Origin of the sequence: Vibrio neonatus, from assembly GCF_024346975.1 — a bacterium.
GTDB lineage: Bacteria > Pseudomonadota > Gammaproteobacteria > Enterobacterales > Vibrionaceae > Vibrio > Vibrio neonatus.
In genome coordinates this window covers 101,619-119,630 of the sequence record NZ_AP024886.1, presented here as the reverse complement: position 1 = coordinate 119,630, position 18,012 = coordinate 101,619, and the positions used below count along the sequence as shown (strand labels likewise).

Here is an 18,012-nt window from a genome sequence, read left to right as displayed (position 1 = left end):
TGTTTGGTGAACCATCAATGAATGCAGGGGTGAAGCATGGCGTTAGATAAAAACCTGGCTTGCTATCGCTTGTTTCAGTTGTTTAGCCCCTCATTGCCGATAGGCGGTTTTACATACTCTCAAGGGCTGGAATATGCAGTAGAAGCAGGCTGGGTGAGTAACAGGCAAGAATTTGAAAGTTGGCTGATGAATGTGGTGATGTCGAGCATTGCTACTTTGGAGTTGCCGATACTGGAAAAATTCTATTACACCACTAGCCGAGCGGTGACGGATGAGGCTATTGCATCTATCGATCACTGGAGTGAAGTGCTGTATGCCAGTCGTGAATCCAAAGAGTTACGAGCTGAAGAAGTGCAGCGAGGTAAAGCGTTAAATACCTTATTAAGGCAACTCAATATGGATATGACAGTGGTGGACAAAATGACGCAATCACCCAATCAACTGATAGGTATGTGCATTGCCGCTCACCACTGGCAGATCAATTTAGAACAATTAACCGAAGGCTATTTATGGAGCTGGCTGGAAAACATGGTCACAGCGGGAGTTAAATTAGTCCCTCTTGGACAAACTGATGGTCAGCGAGTGTTGCTGTCGGTCACTGAGTGTTTTCCTGACGCCATCGCACGCGCTAAGCGCACAGAAGAGTGGATGATATCAAGTTTTACCCCTTCGCTTGCGCTGGCAAGTAGCTTACATGAAACCCAATACACGCGGTTATTCCGCTCATAATGAATAGGACATAAGACAATGGAAAGTTACAAACAACCTCTTAGAGTAGGTATTGGCGGCCCTGTGGGTTCGGGCAAAACCGCGCTGTTGGAAGTCTTGTGTAAGGCGATCCGAGATAGATTAAATATCGCCGTGGTCACCAATGATATCTACACCCAAGAAGACGCAAAAATTCTGACTCGCGCAGAAGCGCTAGCGCCAGATCGCATCATTGGCGTCGAAACCGGAGGCTGCCCACATACTGCTATTCGTGAAGACGCATCCATGAATTTAGCCGCCGTGGAAGAGCTAGCAAAACTGCACAAAAACCTCGATGTGGTTTTTGTGGAAAGCGGTGGCGACAACCTCAGTGCCACCTTTAGCCCTGAACTGGCGGATTTAACGATTTACGTGATTGATGTCGCCGAGGGTGAAAAAATCCCTCGAAAAGGCGGCCCCGGAATTACCCGTTCAGATCTATTAGTCATCAACAAAATCGACTTAGCCCCATATGTAGGCGCGTCCCTAGAAGTAATGGAACAAGACACCCAGCGCATGCGCCCTACTAAGCCGTATGTGTTCACCAATTTAAAAGAGAGTGTCGGCCTAAATACCATCATAGATTTTATTATCACCGAAGGCATGCTGACGCCTAAAAGCTGATGATAATTGTCGATGGATTTCGATTTTTCTGTTTAGGAATCCATCGACCTTTTTCCACCCAATCTCCATATCTCCAACTTCTATTTCTTACTCACGCCTATCATTTTTACTTACCGCCTTTTATTGGCAGAGAATGGTGAACTAGCGCACATTAATATATGATTCGTTGTCTTCTTTTTTAACGGTACCTAAACACTATGCCGGCGTCTTCTTTCTCATCAATCCCTGTTGGGGTTCGCTTCATGCTTTTATCTGCGGTGGGTTTTGCGTTTATGTCTGCCTGCGTGAAATACATCAGCAATTACGGTATTCCGGTATTTGAAATTGTGGCGGCAAGGGCGTTGGTGTCTTTGATTATTAGCTATGCCGATGTAAAGCGTAAAGGCATTTCGGCATGGGGTAACAATAAACAGCTGCTATTGTTGCGCGGTGTGGTGGGTACATCTGCCTTGATGTGTGTCTACTATGCAGTCACGACCTTGCCGTTGGCGGAAGCGACGATTTTACAATATGTGCATCCTGTTTCGACCGCGTTGCTTGGGGTCTTATTTCTTAAAGAGCGCATTCAAAAATCAACCATGATCTGTATTGGCTTTTGCTTATTAGGTTTATTGGTGATGGTGCAACCGAGTTTGGCAGAGGGCACAAGTGAGGTGCCTTTATTTAGTATTGGTATTGCGCTGTGCGGAGCATTTGGCAGCTCTATTGCTTACATAATTGTCAGGAAGTTAAGCCAAACCGAGGATAGCTCGGTGATTATTATGTATTTCCCGCTGGTGGCACTGCCCGTATCTATTGTGTTGATTTGGAATCATTTTGTTTGGCCAAGTGTGTTTATGACTATCCTGTTGATTTTGGTGGGTATATTTACGCAGATAGGTCAATACGGCTTAACCAAAGCAATGCAAACCCAAGAAGCGGGTAAAGCGTCGGCTTATTCGTATGTACAAATCGTCTTTTCTGCGCTGTTAGGGGTATGGATATTTAATGAAATACCATCAATTTGGACCTATTTAGGTGGCGGATTGATAGTGACTGGGGCATTGATTAATGTATTTGGTAAGCAGTTGCTAGGTCAACGCGCTCGTTAAGAAGGGACGCTATTTCTAATCGCTGTTCATATCGATTAAAAAGGCATGCACGATAAAATCGGCATGCCTTTTGTTTTGATTAAGCTGTTGTTTCTGCTTGTCTAGTTAAGACTGACTTAGCTAACGCGAGCTTAGTTAATCAGACCAAATGCTCTTGGTAATGCCAAGCTGATTGACGGAATAAAGGTAATCAGCAATAGAGTCGCAATTAACACCGCGCAAAACGGCAATATAGCGCGAATTACCCCTTCAATCCTCGCACCGCTGACACTACAACCGACAAACAATGCCGTCCCTACTGGCGGAGTGGCAATACCAATACATAGATTGAAGATCATCATCATCGCGAAGTGGATTGGGTGCATGCCCAGCTGCGTAGCAATCGGCATGAATATTGGGGTGAAAATTAATACCGCAGGGGTTAAATCCATGAACATGCCGACAATGAGCAGGATGATGTTCATCAAGATAAAGATGATGATTGGGTTGTCTGAAATAGACAACATCCACTCACTTATCATGCTCGGCAGGCCAGTAAATGCCATTGCCCAAGACATAATGGTTGATGCGCCAATTAAGAACAGCATGATGCCGGTAATCTCAGCGGTTTCAACACAAATGGTTTTGAGCTCTTTTAAACCTAAGGTTCGATAACACAGTGATAAACCAAACGAATACAGCACCGCAATACAGGCTCCTTCGGTTGCAGTAAACACTCCACCAATGATACCGCCAATGACCACCACCACTAATCCCATACTTGGGATGGCGCGCCAGGTAATAATCAGTTTTTCGCGCATTGTCAGCTCAACAGCTGCGCTTCGGTAGCCGCGTCTTTTGGCAATGATATAAGCCACCACCATACAGCTGAGCCCCATTAGAATTCCCGGCACGTAACCTGCGATAAATAGCGCAGCAATGGAAGTGCCGCCACTGACCACAGAGAATACGATCAAAGAGTTACTTGGTGGGATTAATAGCCCAGCTGGACAAGAAGCGACGTTTACCGCAGTTGAATACGATTTATCGTATCCCTCTTTTTCTAGCTCTGGCTCTAAGGTTTTGCCGACTGCGGCAGCGGCGGCAACGGCTGAGCCTGATACCGAACCAAATAGCATGTTGGCTAATACGTTGACATGCGAAAGTGCGCCGGGCAAACGACCCACTAAAATTTTGGCAAATTGCACCAGTCGCGCGGCAATGCCGCCTCGATTCATTATGTTACCGGCCAAGATAAAGAAGGGGATGGCAAGTAAGCTAAAGCTATCTATACCTGTGACTATCTTTTGTCCTGCGGTCATAAAGGCGACGTTACTTGGAAGAATAGAGCACATGATCACCAAAGACGACATAGCAATCGCAATGGCGATGGGAACGCTAAACGCAATTAAAAATAGGAACAAGCACAACAGCCAGAAGCCAATTGAAATATCCATATTATTCACCTTCCTTAACAGGTTGTGCTGGGGCAAACATCTCAAGGGTGCTCAATAGGATATAAGTCAGCATGATAACGCCTGATAGCGGCAAAATGAGATAAACGTACGCCATAGGGATTTGTAATGCCGGTGAAAATTGCATCATAGTGCGGCTCATCAATAACAAGCCACCTTTAACCATCGCAAGGCTAATGAAAGCCACTGAAATAAGGTTGATGACGATGTGAAAGTATTTACGGTGTTTGGCTCTAACAGAACCAATAAAGAGAGTAATGGCAAGGTGACCATTTTTACCAAACAAGTAACTGGCGCCGGCAAGTCCAAACCAAATCATGGTGTAGCGGGCCAGTTCATCGGTAAATGAGCTAGGGTCGTTGAGTACATAACGGCTAAATACTTGCCAAGTTACGGTGATGACTAAAGTGACAATTGCAATGCCGCAAAATGTCAAAATAGCCTTATCTAGAAAAGTCTTGAACTGACGTAAAACTGAGAACATCCTTCCTCCACGTCAACAGCGGTTGATTAAGCCCTCCGCGAAGGGAGGGCATTGATATTAAACGATTGATATTATTTAGTGGTGAGGTTACATCGCTTCGATTGCGTCGATGTAGTATTTCAATGCAGGGTCTTTCTTTGCATCGTTGATCATAGGAAGGACTTTTTCACGGAACTTACTGGTATCAACTTCGATGAAAGTTACGCCAGATTCTTTAGCGATTTTCATGTTTTTGTCGTCGGTAGCAGCCCAAATCTTGATCTCTTCTTCCATAGACTCAAGCGCCGCTTCTTTTACCAGTTTTTGCTGTTCAGGGTTCAAGCTAGCCCAAGTCGCTTCTGAAATCATGATCAAATCAGGTGTCATCATGTGTTGATCCATTGCGTAGAACTTAGCCACTTCTGAGTGCTTCATTTCAACTAGGCTAGAAATGTTGTTCTCTGCAGCATCGATAACCCCTTGTTGTAGTGCAGTGTATACCTCTGTGAAAGGTACTGGTGTAGCTTTAGCGCCAAGTAGACGTACCATTTCCATCATAGTTGGGGACTCAGGGACACGGATTTTAAGACCTGCAAGATCGTCTGGAGAGTTGATAGGTTTTGAGCTGTAGAAGCTTCGAGAACCAGAATCATACAAGGTGATGCCGATAAAGCCTTTGCCTTTACTTGATGCTAGCAGTTTCTCTGCTGCGTCACTGCGCATGAAAGTGTGCATGTGGTCTGAGTTGCGGAACAGATAAGGAATGGAAATCGCTTTATAAGTCGGTTCAAAAGACTCAGCAAGTGAGCCATTGATTTTTGCCATATCTAAGGCGCCGGTCACTACTTGCTCAGCTTGATCTCGTTCCGAACCTAACATGCCATTAGGGAAGATCTTAACTGTGATGTCGCCATTGGATTTTTCTTTGACCTTGTCAGCAAAAATGACCATACCCGCATGCGCTGCACTGTTTAAGTTCATTGCATGACCAAGAGTCAGTGTTTTTGCCTGTGCACCAACGGTGAATAGAACTGATGAAGCAATAAGCGTTATTAGAGACTTTTTCATTCCTGATATCCTTTTTTGGGAATTTTATGCACCTATTAGGATTAACTAATGTATGCGTCTGTTTGCACTGCAGAAGTAATCTTATATGACAAATAAACTCCATTTGTGGATCTGACTCTCGCAACGGTGAGATTGAGCGGTTTTTCTTCAATTTTTACGGTGATTGATCACGTTTTGAACGGGCGTGTAATGAAATGTGACAATTGATTTGTGGCTTACGGCAAAAAAATCGTTGGGTTTTTAAAAGACTAGAAATAAAAATGCAAAATGGAGTGAAGGCTGAGGAATGAAAAAAGGGGTTAGAATGTAAAATCTAACCCCCTGAGTTTTCGATCTTTAATTGCCTTTGTTCATGAAAATAGAAGCTTCATGTGGGCAAGTTTCGGTTTGAACTTCAAGCAGTGATAGCACTGAGCAGTAGAAGTTATCTTGTGAGAATGGTAAGTCTTTATTTTTCACCACATCCTTGTATTTAAAGGGCGAGGAGTCGTTTAACCAAGTGATAGCCGCTACGTGTTTTTGTACTTCTGGCGCAAATGCGTAAGGCATGCCGTGCAGATAAATATCATCTTCCCCTAGTGATTCACCGTGGTCACTGATGTATAGCAAAGCGGTGCGATACTGTTTTGAATAAGTGTCTAGCCAATCGATACTTTGGTCGATGAAGTAGTCAGTAAATAACATTGTATTATCATACGCGTTAATGATTTCTTCACTGGAACACTTATTTAACTGGTTGCCTTTACACACTGGGGTGTATTTCTCAAAGCGAGCAGGGTAGCGCTTGTAATACTCAGGGCCATGACTACCCATTGAATGTAACACTACTACTATGTCTTGATTTGGATGCTGACTAACATAATCATCAAGCCCAACAAGCATGCCTGTATCACGACATTCTGGATCGCAGATGGTATTGGTGTCTGGTGACTTGAACGACTGATACTCAACACGTTCAGCAACACCTTTAGAGCTGGAGTTATTATCCCGCCAAAGCACTGCAACATTGTTATCTTTGAGGGTATCGAGCGCATTGAGCTTATTGTAAATAGACTTACTGCTAAATTGTGAACGGGTATCTGACGAGAACATACAAGGCACAGATACCGCAGTAGAGGTGCCACAACTGGTCATTTTAGAAAAACTGATCACACCTTTGCGTTTGCTAAGCAGCGGATTGGTTTCGCGAGGGTAGCCGTTTAATGAAAAGTGATCGGCGCGTCCTGTTTCGCCCACAATAAGCACGATCAGTTCGTGGGTATCTTTTACCTTATGCACTATCTTGGCATCAGGTGCTACGTTTTGCATTTGATCGGCAGGTTTAAGTAAATCTTTATGATCGCCCTTAAAATATTTACCCGCTGAGTAAATAGGAAACAGAGGCGCTGAGTAGTAACGTACGCTTTTGTATTCACGGAAGAACGAGGCATAGTTTGCTGAATACGCAAGTAAGGTCAGCAGGATCATCACCACCGACAGTAAAATAGAAATTAGCTTAGCTCTGCTTTCAATAAAGAGAGAGCGGTAATTTAAAGAGACTTTATAAATAAGTAATGCTGGCACAACCGCAAAGATAACCATTACTATGACAAGTTGCGTGGAGAGCAAACCAAAGGCTTCGGCTGTGTCGGTTTGTATCATGTTTTGCAACATGGTTTTGTCGATGACAACGCCGTACGTCCAAGAGAAATAAGCGGCACTTGCGCCAATGAAAAAACCTAATATAAGCAGAGCTTTGGTAAAAAATCGCCCGCCTAATAGAGAAAAGAACAGAGCATGCACTGCAACTAACAGTACGCCTGCACTTACCACAAAGCCGGTATTACCGTCTGCAATTGGAAAAGCATCCATAAAATGTTTAAAGAAGCTTAAATTGAATAGAGCTGAGAACAATAAGGCGCAGCCCCATATCAGTCTATATTGCGGCGTAATCATCCGTGCCAGTACTTTCATTGTTCCCCCTGAAGGATGCGAGTTTTGTCGGCGCTATTGCTAAACGCTCAATTACTGTGGTTGGCATTATGCAATATGTTCACGAAATAACAATATTGGGTATAGCTAGCTAAAGCTGAAATTAAGTTTGTATAAATTAAATGGAACTTATTTAGCTTAGGTGGTTTATAGAAAACTGACTAGTGGGTAGGGGCTTGAAAGTAATGCAGATAGCAGAGTTTTATACTGAGTTGAATATGATACCAAGTAGCGTGCTGGTCTACTTGGTATCGGATATTAATGGATGAAGCTAAAAGACATTACTGGCCTTCTAGTGGTACCACTAAGATATCAATTGGAGAGTTATGGATGAGGTGTTTGGAGTACGAGATGATAGTGCTCCAAAAATCATGATGGTGACCACAGATCAATAGGTCACAACCATAGTCGGCAATGGTGTTAGGAAGCTTGTCGCCAAGATCTCCGGTACCAATAAGGAAGTGCTTTAATGGTACATCAACATCACTGGTTAAGTGCTTTAACTGCTCCATAGCGACTCGTTTGATTGGTGGCTCTTGGTCATCGACACATATATCCACTAATTCGGTATAAATCTCGCCATGTGATCCATCAATATGGACAAATGAAACATCCGCCTCGAATGTTTTTGCCAGAGCGGAAGCCTTTTCTATCAGTAGTTTACTGTCTTCAGATAGCTCTAGTGCGACTAGAATATGTTTGTAGTTCATAACGTCACCCCCTTCGATTAATAACCCTTTAATCATAGTTATATTTGAAGAGAAAGTGTGCAGCTTAGCTCGCAAATCAGACAGTTAGCATAAAATGAAACAATTATTGCTGCGTCATTTTATGCTAACTCTTAGTCTTGATTGGCTAGGGTTTCTTTATATTCATTGAAACCGGCAACGATGGCGTCGATGACTACCTGCTGGGCATTGGTCTTACGCGCCCTGTAGCGGTACACCAAAGAGATGTCACGGCTTGGGAACTCATAGTCTGTCATCCACTCTACGAGTTCGCCACGTTTGATGGCGTTTTCGGCAATGTATTCCGAAATAAAGGCAAAGCCAAAATTGTTCTTTGCCATTTGCACTACCGATTCGGCGCCGGTGAGTGAGATTTTAGGGTACAGCTTTACCGTTTCCAGATTGTGGGTCTTGGTGTTGTAACCTGTGATGAGTTGATGTTGTAGATGCCCAATGTAATCTATGTCTTTTAACTGTGCTAATTTGGTCGGCGGCGTTTGAATAAAGTCAGGGGATGCGACCACTTTGACATTAATCGACATTAGCTTTTTAGCAATAAGGTTGCTGTCTGGAAGATCGCCAACCAGTACCCCAATATCGGCATCGGAATCTAACGTGGATGTGTCGGAAGCAGGGATAAACTTGAGTTTCAGTTTTGGGTACTTTCGAAGCAGTTCTTCCACTTTGTCTTTAATAAAGTATTGATAAACAAAGTCAGTACAGTCGATAGATACACGCCCTGAAATATCATTTTTATCGTTATTGATATTATCAATTTCTTCTGCCAGATTAAGAAAGTGAGGCGCGAGTCGTTGATAATATTGAGTGCCAGTGCTAGTTGGCGAAAGCGTTGTCTTCGAGCGAATGAAAAGGCGCGTATTCACATCTTCTTCTAAGGTCGAAATGCGTCTACTTACAGTTGATAGCGGGATTTCTAGCTCCTCACTTGCGGCTTTCATACTGCCTAATTTAACTACTTGGCAAAAGATATAAAAATTATCGAAGTGCTTAGCCATTTGATTCCTTGCATCCTCTTCTAACAGACTGTTTTTAAACATACATCACAGATACACAAGTTTCGAATGAAAATTGATGTATTAGAGCAAGCATGTGTGCTTTTGGTTAATTTTAATACAATTCCTGTTTAGGTATACATGTATATTGAAGGGTTTCGTTGAGGGCTCTTAAAGTGGCTGTTATAGAAACATAACGGATGGTTAACTCAGTTAGTAAATCTTATGCAATAAAAAAGGCTCTAGATGCAATATCTAGAGCCTTTCACATTTACTTTAGCTTATCGAAATAATTACAGTTCGATAGTTGCTGTTTCGCCATCAACTGTTAGCTCAAGAGTGTTGCCAACGAGTTTGTGAGACACTTCAATTTGCTCACCGTTGTTCTTATTAGGAACAAGAAGAGTCAGAATGTTGTGCTCTTTAGATGGTTTGAATTCCACTTCAACGTGACGGTGGATTTCAAGATCTTTGAATTCGTATGGGTCAACTTCACCGAAGCCTTCAACATTTTTCACAGAAGTGATGTTGTCAGCAGATTCGTTGATGAAGTTCACGTCTAGATGCGCTTTCTCACCACGGATAGTGAATGATTTATCAGCCACTTCGTTAGTGAAAGTAGTGTGCATTAGCCAAGTCATATCTTTCTCTTCAGAAAGAGTCGCTTTGTCTTGAACTACGAATACTTTACCTTGTACAAACCAAATTTTACGTTTGTAAGATTCGATTTCAGGTACGAAGAATTTGTATGATGCAGTTGCATCACCTTCGATCATCTTAATATCAGATTCTGTATCGTAATCAGTGATGTTACCACCGGCTTCAATACAGTAGCGATCTTGGTGACCTTCAAACTTAGTATTCTTGTTCTCGCCGTACTGACCTTTACCGCCAAATAGTGGAAGGTTTTTAGAGAACGTGTGACGACGCCATTTAGTGTGCATGTCTACACCGAAACCACCGTAGTAACCAGTGATAGAAGCAAGAGTTTCACCAAATGCATGTAGAGTGAATGCGTTTTGATCAGCGTGAGAGTGGCTGATTGAACCAAATGGAGAACACTTGAATACCATGTGGATGTGTTCTTCGCGCTCAGTCATCTTGTTGTGGAATGCAGCCCAACCAGTGATTGGGAATACTTTCAACAATGGATCGTTTGAAGGCGCTTTCTCTTCTGGTGCATCCCAAAGGATGTTGAAACGAAGATCGTCGTAGCCAAAGTCCCACCAACCGAAGTTGTAGAATTTAGTGTGCGCTTCAGTATCACGAGCTTTAAGTTGGTTGTAGTACCAAACGTATTCTGGTTTTTGGTTAACACCCGCGTAGTGCTTGATGTTGTAAGCCAGTTTTAGACCAGGGAAGTCACCAATTGAAGACTGGTCACAGAAGCTAGCGCGCTTAGAGTGAACAGGCATGCAGTATAGTGGGAAGTCACCAGTGTTTTCGTAGAATGTTTTGTTGAACATGTCTACGCCACAGTATGCTTTTAATAGGTCGAATGCTTCGCCTAGGAATGCAGTTTGTGTGTTCCAGTAGTCAGGACCTTCAGCCCAACCGCCGTCTTCACCGCCCCATGGTGGGTAGTGTACTGCGTAGTATTCTAGTGCGTAAGCAATGTATTCGCCTGCTTTAGGGTGATCGTGGTAAAGCGCGATACACGTTGGGATAATAGCAGAAGAAATAGAACGAACACCGTGGCTGTTAAGTGGGTTGTTCAGTAGATCAACTGTCACTTTAAGGTGGTGCATGATTTCGTCTAGACGAGTGATCAGTGCGTTCTTAACGATTTCACGCTCTTCATCAGTGAAGTGTGCGTTTAGCCAGTCGTAACCCCAAGCCATAGCTGCAATAACACGGAAAGCCGCTTCGTCATTGTAACCACGAGATGTCACGCCATCTGGATCGTATGTAGCAAGTTTTAGAGTCCAAGCTTTTGCTTTTGCAATTAGAGCGTCGTCATCGTTAACGATACCAGCAATAGATAGGTTACGAGTCGCGTTCATTGCCATTTGGCAATCTACGTACATTTGACGCCAGTAAGGACGCCAAAGAGAAGCTTTACCTACTGTTTCTGGTGGGTATGCTTGAGGCTCGTCGTATGGTTCAGTGTCATAGAACTTTTCAGTAGAGTTCTTGATGAAATCATCATACATACAGAAAGAAGGATCGGCTTTTACTTTAGCTTTAAACTCTGCAAGGTCAGCACCTTGAACTAGAAGACGTGGACGTGCTTCTGAAAGAGTATCCAAGAATGATAGATCAAAGTCTCTTTTCTGTACTTCGATAGGCAGTAGGTCTACTAAGTTACCTGCTGACGTATCATTCTCTAGCTTCATCTTTCTGATAGCATCAAGTGCTTTGTCGTTGCTCATACGAACTCCCGTGAATAAATCGTAGTGTTGGGGGAACAAATAAAAATCTGATAAACCTTATTGTAATACAATTAAGTTATGATCTCGATTACCATTTCAAGAAATGATCAAATTTGTGACCTCTACCGCAGGTCTGAATATTCTTTACCACTCAAGATAAAAAGAATATTGCGTTTATTCTGCTACTTCTATTGGTTATTTCAAATAGATAGCGCCTAGTATGTGTGGTCTATATGTTGCCTACTATATACTGAAAAAACTCTGTTTTTGCTGCGATATGTTATTGATTTTCTATACGCACTTAGTTTTGTATTGCTTACAAGTCATAATGCAATGCCGTTCGTATATCAGTAAATTCAGTGAGTATAAGTAATACTTTTCATATGATAGTAAACACAGAACGCGGAGGGAGGAATATTTTTTGTTACACTTATTAGCAAAGGGGTCAGGTCTTGAAATTTGCATATGCAAATTTCAAGACCTGACCCCTTTATTGCAACAAGATAAATTGTTCGCGACCAAAATATGCTGTCATGACAATGGATATTCAAGGGTAGAAGAGAAGAATTTTTTATTACAAAGAAGTGAATCACAGATGTCTGCGAGGATTCTTGGTGAAAGCCATTGTTGTTTGCTAAGTTTAAACCATAGAGTGATAACAAAGGTAGCGACAATGAAAGTAAATATCCAAACACATCATGTATCAATTACCGAAGATTCACGCGTCGAAATAGAAAGCAAATTCGATAAGATAGAAAGCCACTTTCCTCAACTGATTAGCTGCGACATCATTATTACTAAAGAGCACGGCCATCACGAAGTTGAAGTATTCACTAATTATGAAGGTGTCCGAGTTTCCGCTAAGTCCACCAACGATGTGATGTATCCAGCCATCACAGCAGCAATTAAAAAACTCGATGTAGGCCTAAGAAACCGTAAAGGCCAACTAAAATCAGACCTACACGAAAAACCAACCAGCACTAAACCAGAAATCGCTTCTGACATCATCCAAGAAATGAAGCTGGTTTAATTTTTTCCTCTAAAGGGGGTCAGGTCTTGAAATTTGCACGGGGCGCTTTTAGCGCCTCGTGCAAATTTCAAGACCTGACCCCCTCATTGCATCTATTACATTAAAAAGTGATGCAGATTTGACTTTATAAAGGTCAAACTGGTCATATCACACATTTCATTTATAACTCTTTTTTAACCAATCATTAACTATTAGTATCCATAAAAATTATTAGCAAATTCAAAGGATTGAACTGCTTATGCGTTATGAAATGGGTTTTATAAATGGATTTAAGCAAGGTGCAACGCTACTGGTCATCATTTTAATGGTATTGATGATCGCCGAGTACTTTTTCTACGGTTTAAACCAGTCAATAGTGGCATTTGGCTACGTTGATGATGTATTCGAAGATTTCTAATGTGTGTGGGGTTGTTGCGGGGTCGGTATTGCGGGGTCGGTATTGCGGGGTCAGGTCTTGAATTTTGCAGTGGCAAGCTTGCCACTGCAAAATTCAAGACCTGACCCCGCTTTATGTTATGCAAATTTCAAGACCTGACCCCGCTTTTATGGTTTCTTTTGTAAACCGTAGGGGAGGGGGGTGAATAGATCTGGGGTTGTGGTGGTGTTTGGGCCGGGGGTTGGGGTGTGCCAATCGAGGAGTAGGATGGCAAGGAGGTTGCGGTGTTCGCCGTGGCTGTAGTCGGTGCTGCCTTTGGCGGAAGGGACTAAGCCTGCTTGTTTATCGATAGAGTGTTGGATAGCCTGACGCGCCTTTTCTACTGCCGGATCATTGTCTAATCCGGCTAAAAGAAGGCTGATACCCACTTCTGAAATCACGTCTTGTTTGGTGTTAGCGATAATATCGTCAATGTTTTGTTTGAAATAGGCAAAAATCCAAGGATGATCTTGCTCATTGACCTGATGCTGATAGTAGCCTGAGTCGGCGATTATTAGATGTGTCATTCCATAGATTTTGTTTTCATATTGCTGAGTGGTGAGTTGGCTATCATCTTTATCGGGATAGGTACGCTGCAGAGTTTGGGTAAATAGCTCTACATAATCACCGAGCTGTAACTGTTTTAACCAATACGCTTGGTTGGCGAGTTGCGCCGCCCATGCTTTGGTCATATCTTGGTCGGTAAATAGCGCTTGAAAAGGATAGGCCTTTAACTGCTGACGAAACAGCGCATCATCTTTGTGCTGTAATCCATAACCGTCAATTCGCGCCATGTAATGCAGCAGATCTAACCCTAGGTAAAAATACTCAGGTTTGTGTTGGGTGACTTGTAATCGTCTTTGACTGCGCTCGCCGTTACTTTGGCGGTACTCACTCAATCTTTGCTCTGCGTATCTATCTAATGATTGGTTAGTGGTGAGATCGCTTGCCAATTGATTAAGCTTAATCGAAATATCGGCGATGTTTTGTCGAACCAGTGGCAGGTATTTAGGGTCTTGCGTTTGCCTAAACATACGCAATCCATAGTGCTCTTTTTTATACGCCGATAAGGTGAACAGATCTCGCTCGTAAGTATGCTTAATAATATCGGCGGATGAACGGTAGCTTGCTGGCGCGTGAGACTGGGATTGCCAATAAAAACCAACCCCAATAATGAGCACGATAAGTGTGCCGATGAAATGCCGTCGGTTTTTTAGCATGTATATGAACCTTTTTGCTAAAAGCTGCTGCAATACTTAGCTTTATTTTAGTTGCTATTTAAAGCGCTATCCTAACTTTAATCGTATTAGCACTTACAAAACAGGCTCTAGCGTAATCGGCACTATATAAAGAACAACGAAACGATTAGTTAAAATCCAATATATTTAATACCGCCGTTTTACACATCTCGATATTGTCGACATCTTGTGGAATAACCACAACAGTATCATCACCCGCAATTGAGCCTAAGATAGAGGAGTCGGTGTCAAAATCGATCAGTCGCGCTATAAGCTGTGCACTACCTGGTTTAGTTTTGACTACAACCATCGCTTTGTTGTGCTCAATGGATTCTATTTGAGAGGCAATCGAGGAGTTAAAACGGATAGGGCTGCTTTCTGGGGCTAAATAGTAAACTTTTTTACCAACAGAATTAGCCACTTTAATAACACCAAGCTGGCACAGTAAACGAGATACCGTAGACTGACTGATCCCTTCAAAGCCATGTTCAATTAAGCTTTTTCTCAATTCACTTTGATTATAAAAGCTATTATTTTGTAGGACTTGTTTACATACGCTTTCGAGAGTGCGGTCTTTATTTTGAATGCGATTTAATGTGAGGGTGTCCATAGAGCTTCTACCTTTATAGGGCGTTAAATTAAGTGAATTATTTTGTGGCGGATACTAACATTGAAACGAAAAATGGTATTTGAACAAGATCACTGAATCAGAAAATATTTTTCATTTGTAATCAATGTGTTGCATATATTTATCCCCCCTTAACTGGTTGGATAAATAGTGGGTTTTGTTGGATTATTATTGCTTATTAAGCCACTGAATTTACGTTAATTTGTTGATCAAAGATGATGACCATATCTACTAAATTGCGCCAATTACTATTTTTCATATATGAATTATTACCTTTCAATAATGCAAGCATCCTTATCTTAATTAGCCTGAACTTATCTTATTGTGCAACTGCTTGAATAACTTTGGTTTATTTATAACCGCATCTAGTGTCAGATGCTTTGTTTCATAATAAAGTGACACGATTATCATAAATGGAATGATTGATGTCGATATTTGGTATTTTGATCACGGAATTTTAGGCGTAACTTAACGGTATCGAAGTTATAGCCAATGAGTTTTATATGGCGAGATTTCGTGGGGATGTATAGAGAGCAGCCAAGAATCAAGTTATTAATAACGAGTCATTTTCGACTGTTCTTTATATTAAGTTTAACTGCCAAATACGAGGTTTATTATGAGGCTGGATGGAATCAGTGGTGACATTCTTGTTGCTGCAAAAAGAGTTGTTCTTTGCCAAGTAGTATTAGCCGTCGGTGTAGTTTTATTTGAAGTTATTTTCGGTAATAAAGTAGATATGGAATCTGCAGCATTGGGTGTCGTTATTGCGATGATCCCACCGCTAATCGGTTTTATATATGCAAGCCTTAAGGTTCAAAAAAATCCTAATTATAGTTTGCGCGATCTTATGCAAATGAGTCGTGTAGTAAAACTTATATATACCTTTGTAATGTTTATCGTTGCATTCCGATTCTTCGGACTAGATAACCCAGTTATTTTAGAAGCGTATGTAGTGACTATGATTGGATATTTCTTTGCGCCGTTTATTATCGGCTCACATACATCGGAGTACGCGTAGTATGGAACATATTACTACTGCTCATGACTATATAGAGCACCACTTAACTTTCTTTACTGCAGGTGATGGTTTCTGGGCATTGAACATAGATTCTATGTTGGTGTCTTGGATCACAGGTTTACTTTTCATTGGCGCTTTTCGATATGTTGTAACAAAAGGAACCAGCGGCGTTCCTGGACGTTTTCAATGTTTAATCGAAGTTACGTTTGAATTTGTAAATAATCTAGTAAAAGAGATTTTCCAGGCAGAAGATAAATTGATTGGTCCTTTGGCATTAACCACCTTTGTATGGGTGTTGTTAATGAATGCAATCGACTTACTACCTATCGATTTAATTTCACAGCTTACTCAAGCCATGGGCTTTACACACTTTAGAGACTTACCGACAGCGGATGTAAATATCCCAATGTCGATGGCACTAGGTGTATTTATTCTGCTTTTAACTTACACATTTAAACACAAGGGACTGAAAGGGTTTATTAAAGAGTTAACAACTCAGCCATTTGATAATCCGCTTTTATACCCAGTAAACCTTGTTCTTGAATTAGTAACGTTAATCTCAAAACCAATATCACTAGGTTTACGATTATTCGGAAACATGTACGCAGGTGAAATGATCTTCATCCTGATTGCATTAATGCCATGGTGGATGCAATGGGCACTAAGTGTTCCATGGGCTCTATTCCACATCTTAATCGTTTTCTTACAAGCATTTATTTTTATGGTTCTAACCATCGTCTACTTAGGCATGGCAACTGAAGAACACTAATTATTAACCAGATTTAATTAACAAATTTATATATCGGAGATACAAATGGATATCGTAAGCGCAGTTTTATATGTAGCAGGTGCATTACTGATCGGTCTTGGTGCGGCAGGTGCAGCATCTGGTATCGGTAACCTAGCAGGTAAATACCTTGAAGGTGTAGCACGTCAACCTGACCTAACACCAATGCTTCGTACTCAATTCTTCATCATGATGGGTCTTGTGGATGCGGTACCTATGATCGGTGTTGGTATCGGTCTATACATCATCTTCGCAGTAGCTTAACTCAAATTTTACAAGCTTAAAAAAGAACGATTTATAAGTATTCAAAATTTAGTTTAGTGGTGAAGGTATGAACTTAAATGCAAGCATGCTCGGACAAGCAATTTCATTCGTGATCTTTGTTTGGCTATGTATGAAATATGTATGGCCACCTCTCACAGCGATGTTAGACGAGCGCCAAAAAGAAATTGCTGAAGGCCTACGCCATTCAGAAAATGCAGCTAAAGAGCTAGAAATAGCTAAAGCAAATGGCGCTCAACTCATCGAAGATGCAAAACGCAATGTGACTGAAATGGTTGAACAAGGCAACAAACGCCGTAGTGAAATCATTAGCTTAGCTCAGCAAGAAGCTGAACAAGAAAAAGCACGCATCTTAGAACAAGGTAGAGCCGAATTAGAAGGCGAGCGTCAAAAATTACGTCAAGAACTTCAGGCGAAAATGGCAGACGCTGTAATTGAAAGTGCACAGAAGTTGATTAGTAAGAACCTGGATTCTGAAGCGAACCGAGCTCTAGTTGATCAATTGATAAGTGAAATCTAAGCGGAGGCAATATGTCAGAGTACACAAGTATTGCTCATCCCTACGCCAAAGCATCGTTTGACTTTGCTTTGAGCGAAAACAAGTTACAAGAATGGCAACAAATGCTGTCAATTCTTGTAGCTGTGGCAGAAGAAGAAACCATCGCAAGTGAAATTTCTTCAGCACAAGGTGCAGGCGCACAGCAAGCCGAAACACTGGCCGATATCATGATTGAGGTTTGCCAAGGACTAGTTGACGAACATGTCGTAAACCTAATTAAAGTCCTGGCAGAAAATGGCCGCCTTTCGGTTGTAAGAGAGTTGTATGACCTGTTTACCGAGCTAAAGGATGAACATGAACGTGTTATTCCTGTGACTGTCACAAGCTCAGAATCACTTACACAAGAGCAAGTTACGGCATTAACTGCCGCGCTTGAGAAAAAATTAGAGCGTCGAGTTGAACTAGAGCAAGTGCTAGATAACACGATGGTAGGCGGGATTGTCGTCCAAGCTGGCGAAACAATCATCGATGGTTCAGTGAACACATCAATCAGCCGACTAGCTAGTCAACTTCACGCGAGATAG

At 41.9% G+C, this 18,012-nt stretch carries 19 protein-coding genes; 10 read left to right on the top strand and 9 right to left on the bottom strand.

Translation table 11 applies throughout. The annotated features are described in order from the left end of the window. Positions 1-36 precede the first annotated feature (36 nt). The 3 genes from OCU38_RS13320 (at position 37) to OCU38_RS13310 (ending at position 2,462) form a co-directional block, all read left to right on the top strand. Entirely contained in the window at positions 37-729 is a 693-nt protein-coding gene (locus tag OCU38_RS13320) for an urease accessory protein UreF (RefSeq protein ID WP_261824708.1), read from the top strand. Positions 730-747: 18 nt separating this feature from the next. Then, positions 748-1,371, top strand: coding sequence for an urease accessory protein UreG (ureG, locus tag OCU38_RS13315; protein WP_023403289.1), 624 nt, complete (start codon positions 748-750; stop codon positions 1,369-1,371). 197 nt (positions 1,372-1,568) lie between these two features. After that, entirely contained in the window at positions 1,569-2,462 is an 894-nt protein-coding gene (locus tag OCU38_RS13310) for a DMT family transporter (protein WP_261824707.1), read from the top strand. 131 nt (positions 2,463-2,593) lie between these two features. Here OCU38_RS13310 and OCU38_RS13305 read toward each other — a convergent pair whose 3' ends face one another. The 7 genes from OCU38_RS13305 to OCU38_RS13275 form a co-directional block, all read right to left on the bottom strand. Next, positions 2,594-3,898, bottom strand: a complete 1,305-nt coding sequence (locus tag OCU38_RS13305; protein WP_261824706.1) for a TRAP transporter large permease — start codon at positions 3,896-3,898, stop codon at positions 2,594-2,596. A 1-nt stretch (position 3,899) separates the two neighbouring features. Beyond that, positions 3,900-4,400 (bottom strand): TRAP transporter small permease, encoded by a 501-nt coding sequence (locus tag OCU38_RS13300; RefSeq protein ID WP_261824705.1) that lies wholly within the window; start codon positions 4,398-4,400, stop codon positions 3,900-3,902. Between the two features lie 87 nt (positions 4,401-4,487). After that, positions 4,488-5,447 (bottom strand): TRAP transporter substrate-binding protein, encoded by a 960-nt coding sequence (locus OCU38_RS13295; RefSeq protein ID WP_023403299.1) that lies wholly within the window; start codon positions 5,445-5,447, stop codon positions 4,488-4,490. Positions 5,448-5,783: 336 nt separating this feature from the next. After that, positions 5,784-7,400 (bottom strand): phosphoethanolamine transferase, encoded by a 1,617-nt coding sequence (locus OCU38_RS13290; RefSeq protein ID WP_023403300.1) that lies wholly within the window; start codon positions 7,398-7,400, stop codon positions 5,784-5,786. A 299-nt stretch (positions 7,401-7,699) separates the two neighbouring features. Next, complete coding sequence (locus tag OCU38_RS13285) at positions 7,700-8,128, bottom strand: universal stress protein (RefSeq protein WP_023403301.1); 429 nt, start codon at positions 8,126-8,128, stop codon at positions 7,700-7,702. Positions 8,129-8,259: 131 nt separating this feature from the next. Further along, complete coding sequence (locus OCU38_RS13280) at positions 8,260-9,162, bottom strand: LysR family transcriptional regulator (RefSeq protein ID WP_261824704.1); 903 nt, start codon at positions 9,160-9,162, stop codon at positions 8,260-8,262. A gap of 290 nt (positions 9,163-9,452) precedes the next feature. After that, positions 9,453-11,531 carry a DUF4962 domain-containing protein gene (locus tag OCU38_RS13275; protein WP_261824703.1) on the bottom strand — a complete coding sequence of 693 codons (2,079 nt, stop codon included), beginning with the start codon at positions 11,529-11,531 and terminating at the stop codon, positions 9,453-9,455. A gap of 673 nt (positions 11,532-12,204) precedes the next feature. On the opposite strand from OCU38_RS13275, the gene hpf reads away from it, so the two are divergent. Together hpf and OCU38_RS13265 are read left to right on the top strand one after the other, a co-directional pair. Beyond that, positions 12,205-12,561 (top strand): ribosome hibernation-promoting factor, HPF/YfiA family, encoded by a 357-nt coding sequence (gene hpf / locus OCU38_RS13270; RefSeq protein WP_023403304.1) that lies wholly within the window; start codon positions 12,205-12,207, stop codon positions 12,559-12,561. A 238-nt stretch (positions 12,562-12,799) separates the two neighbouring features. Then, on the top strand, positions 12,800-12,958 hold the full coding sequence (locus OCU38_RS13265) for a hypothetical protein (RefSeq protein ID WP_023403305.1): 159 nt from the start codon (positions 12,800-12,802) through the stop codon (positions 12,956-12,958). 146 nt (positions 12,959-13,104) lie between these two features. Here the strand turns inward: OCU38_RS13265 and OCU38_RS13260 are convergent, their stop codons facing one another. Next, positions 13,105-14,196: a DUF3541 domain-containing protein gene (locus tag OCU38_RS13260; RefSeq protein ID WP_261824702.1), complete on the bottom strand. Its 1,092-nt coding sequence runs from the start codon at positions 14,194-14,196 to the stop codon at positions 13,105-13,107. A 145-nt stretch (positions 14,197-14,341) separates the two neighbouring features. Next, a complete protein-coding gene (locus OCU38_RS13255; RefSeq protein ID WP_261824701.1) occupies positions 14,342-14,824 on the bottom strand; it encodes an arginine repressor in 483 nt (160 codons plus the stop codon). Positions 14,825-15,458: 634 nt separating this feature from the next. On the opposite strand from OCU38_RS13255, the gene OCU38_RS13250 reads away from it, so the two are divergent. The 5 genes from OCU38_RS13250 (at position 15,459) to OCU38_RS13230 (ending at position 18,012) form a co-directional block, all read left to right on the top strand. After that, complete coding sequence (locus OCU38_RS13250) at positions 15,459-15,860, top strand: ATP synthase subunit I (protein WP_023403308.1); 402 nt, start codon at positions 15,459-15,461, stop codon at positions 15,858-15,860. A gap of 1 nt (position 15,861) precedes the next feature. Then, the gene (atpB, locus tag OCU38_RS13245) at positions 15,862-16,629 is read left to right on the top strand and encodes a F0F1 ATP synthase subunit A (protein ID WP_023403309.1); all 768 of its coding nucleotides are present in this window, start codon (positions 15,862-15,864) and stop codon (positions 16,627-16,629) included. Between the two features lie 45 nt (positions 16,630-16,674). Further along, positions 16,675-16,911: a F0F1 ATP synthase subunit C gene (gene atpE / locus OCU38_RS13240; protein WP_004730405.1), complete on the top strand. Its 237-nt coding sequence runs from the start codon at positions 16,675-16,677 to the stop codon at positions 16,909-16,911. A 67-nt stretch (positions 16,912-16,978) separates the two neighbouring features. Next, positions 16,979-17,449 carry a F0F1 ATP synthase subunit B gene (locus OCU38_RS13235; protein ID WP_023403310.1) on the top strand — a complete coding sequence of 157 codons (471 nt, stop codon included), beginning with the start codon at positions 16,979-16,981 and terminating at the stop codon, positions 17,447-17,449. Between the two features lie 11 nt (positions 17,450-17,460). Beyond that, complete coding sequence (locus tag OCU38_RS13230) at positions 17,461-18,012, top strand: F0F1 ATP synthase subunit delta (RefSeq protein ID WP_023403311.1); 552 nt, start codon at positions 17,461-17,463, stop codon at positions 18,010-18,012.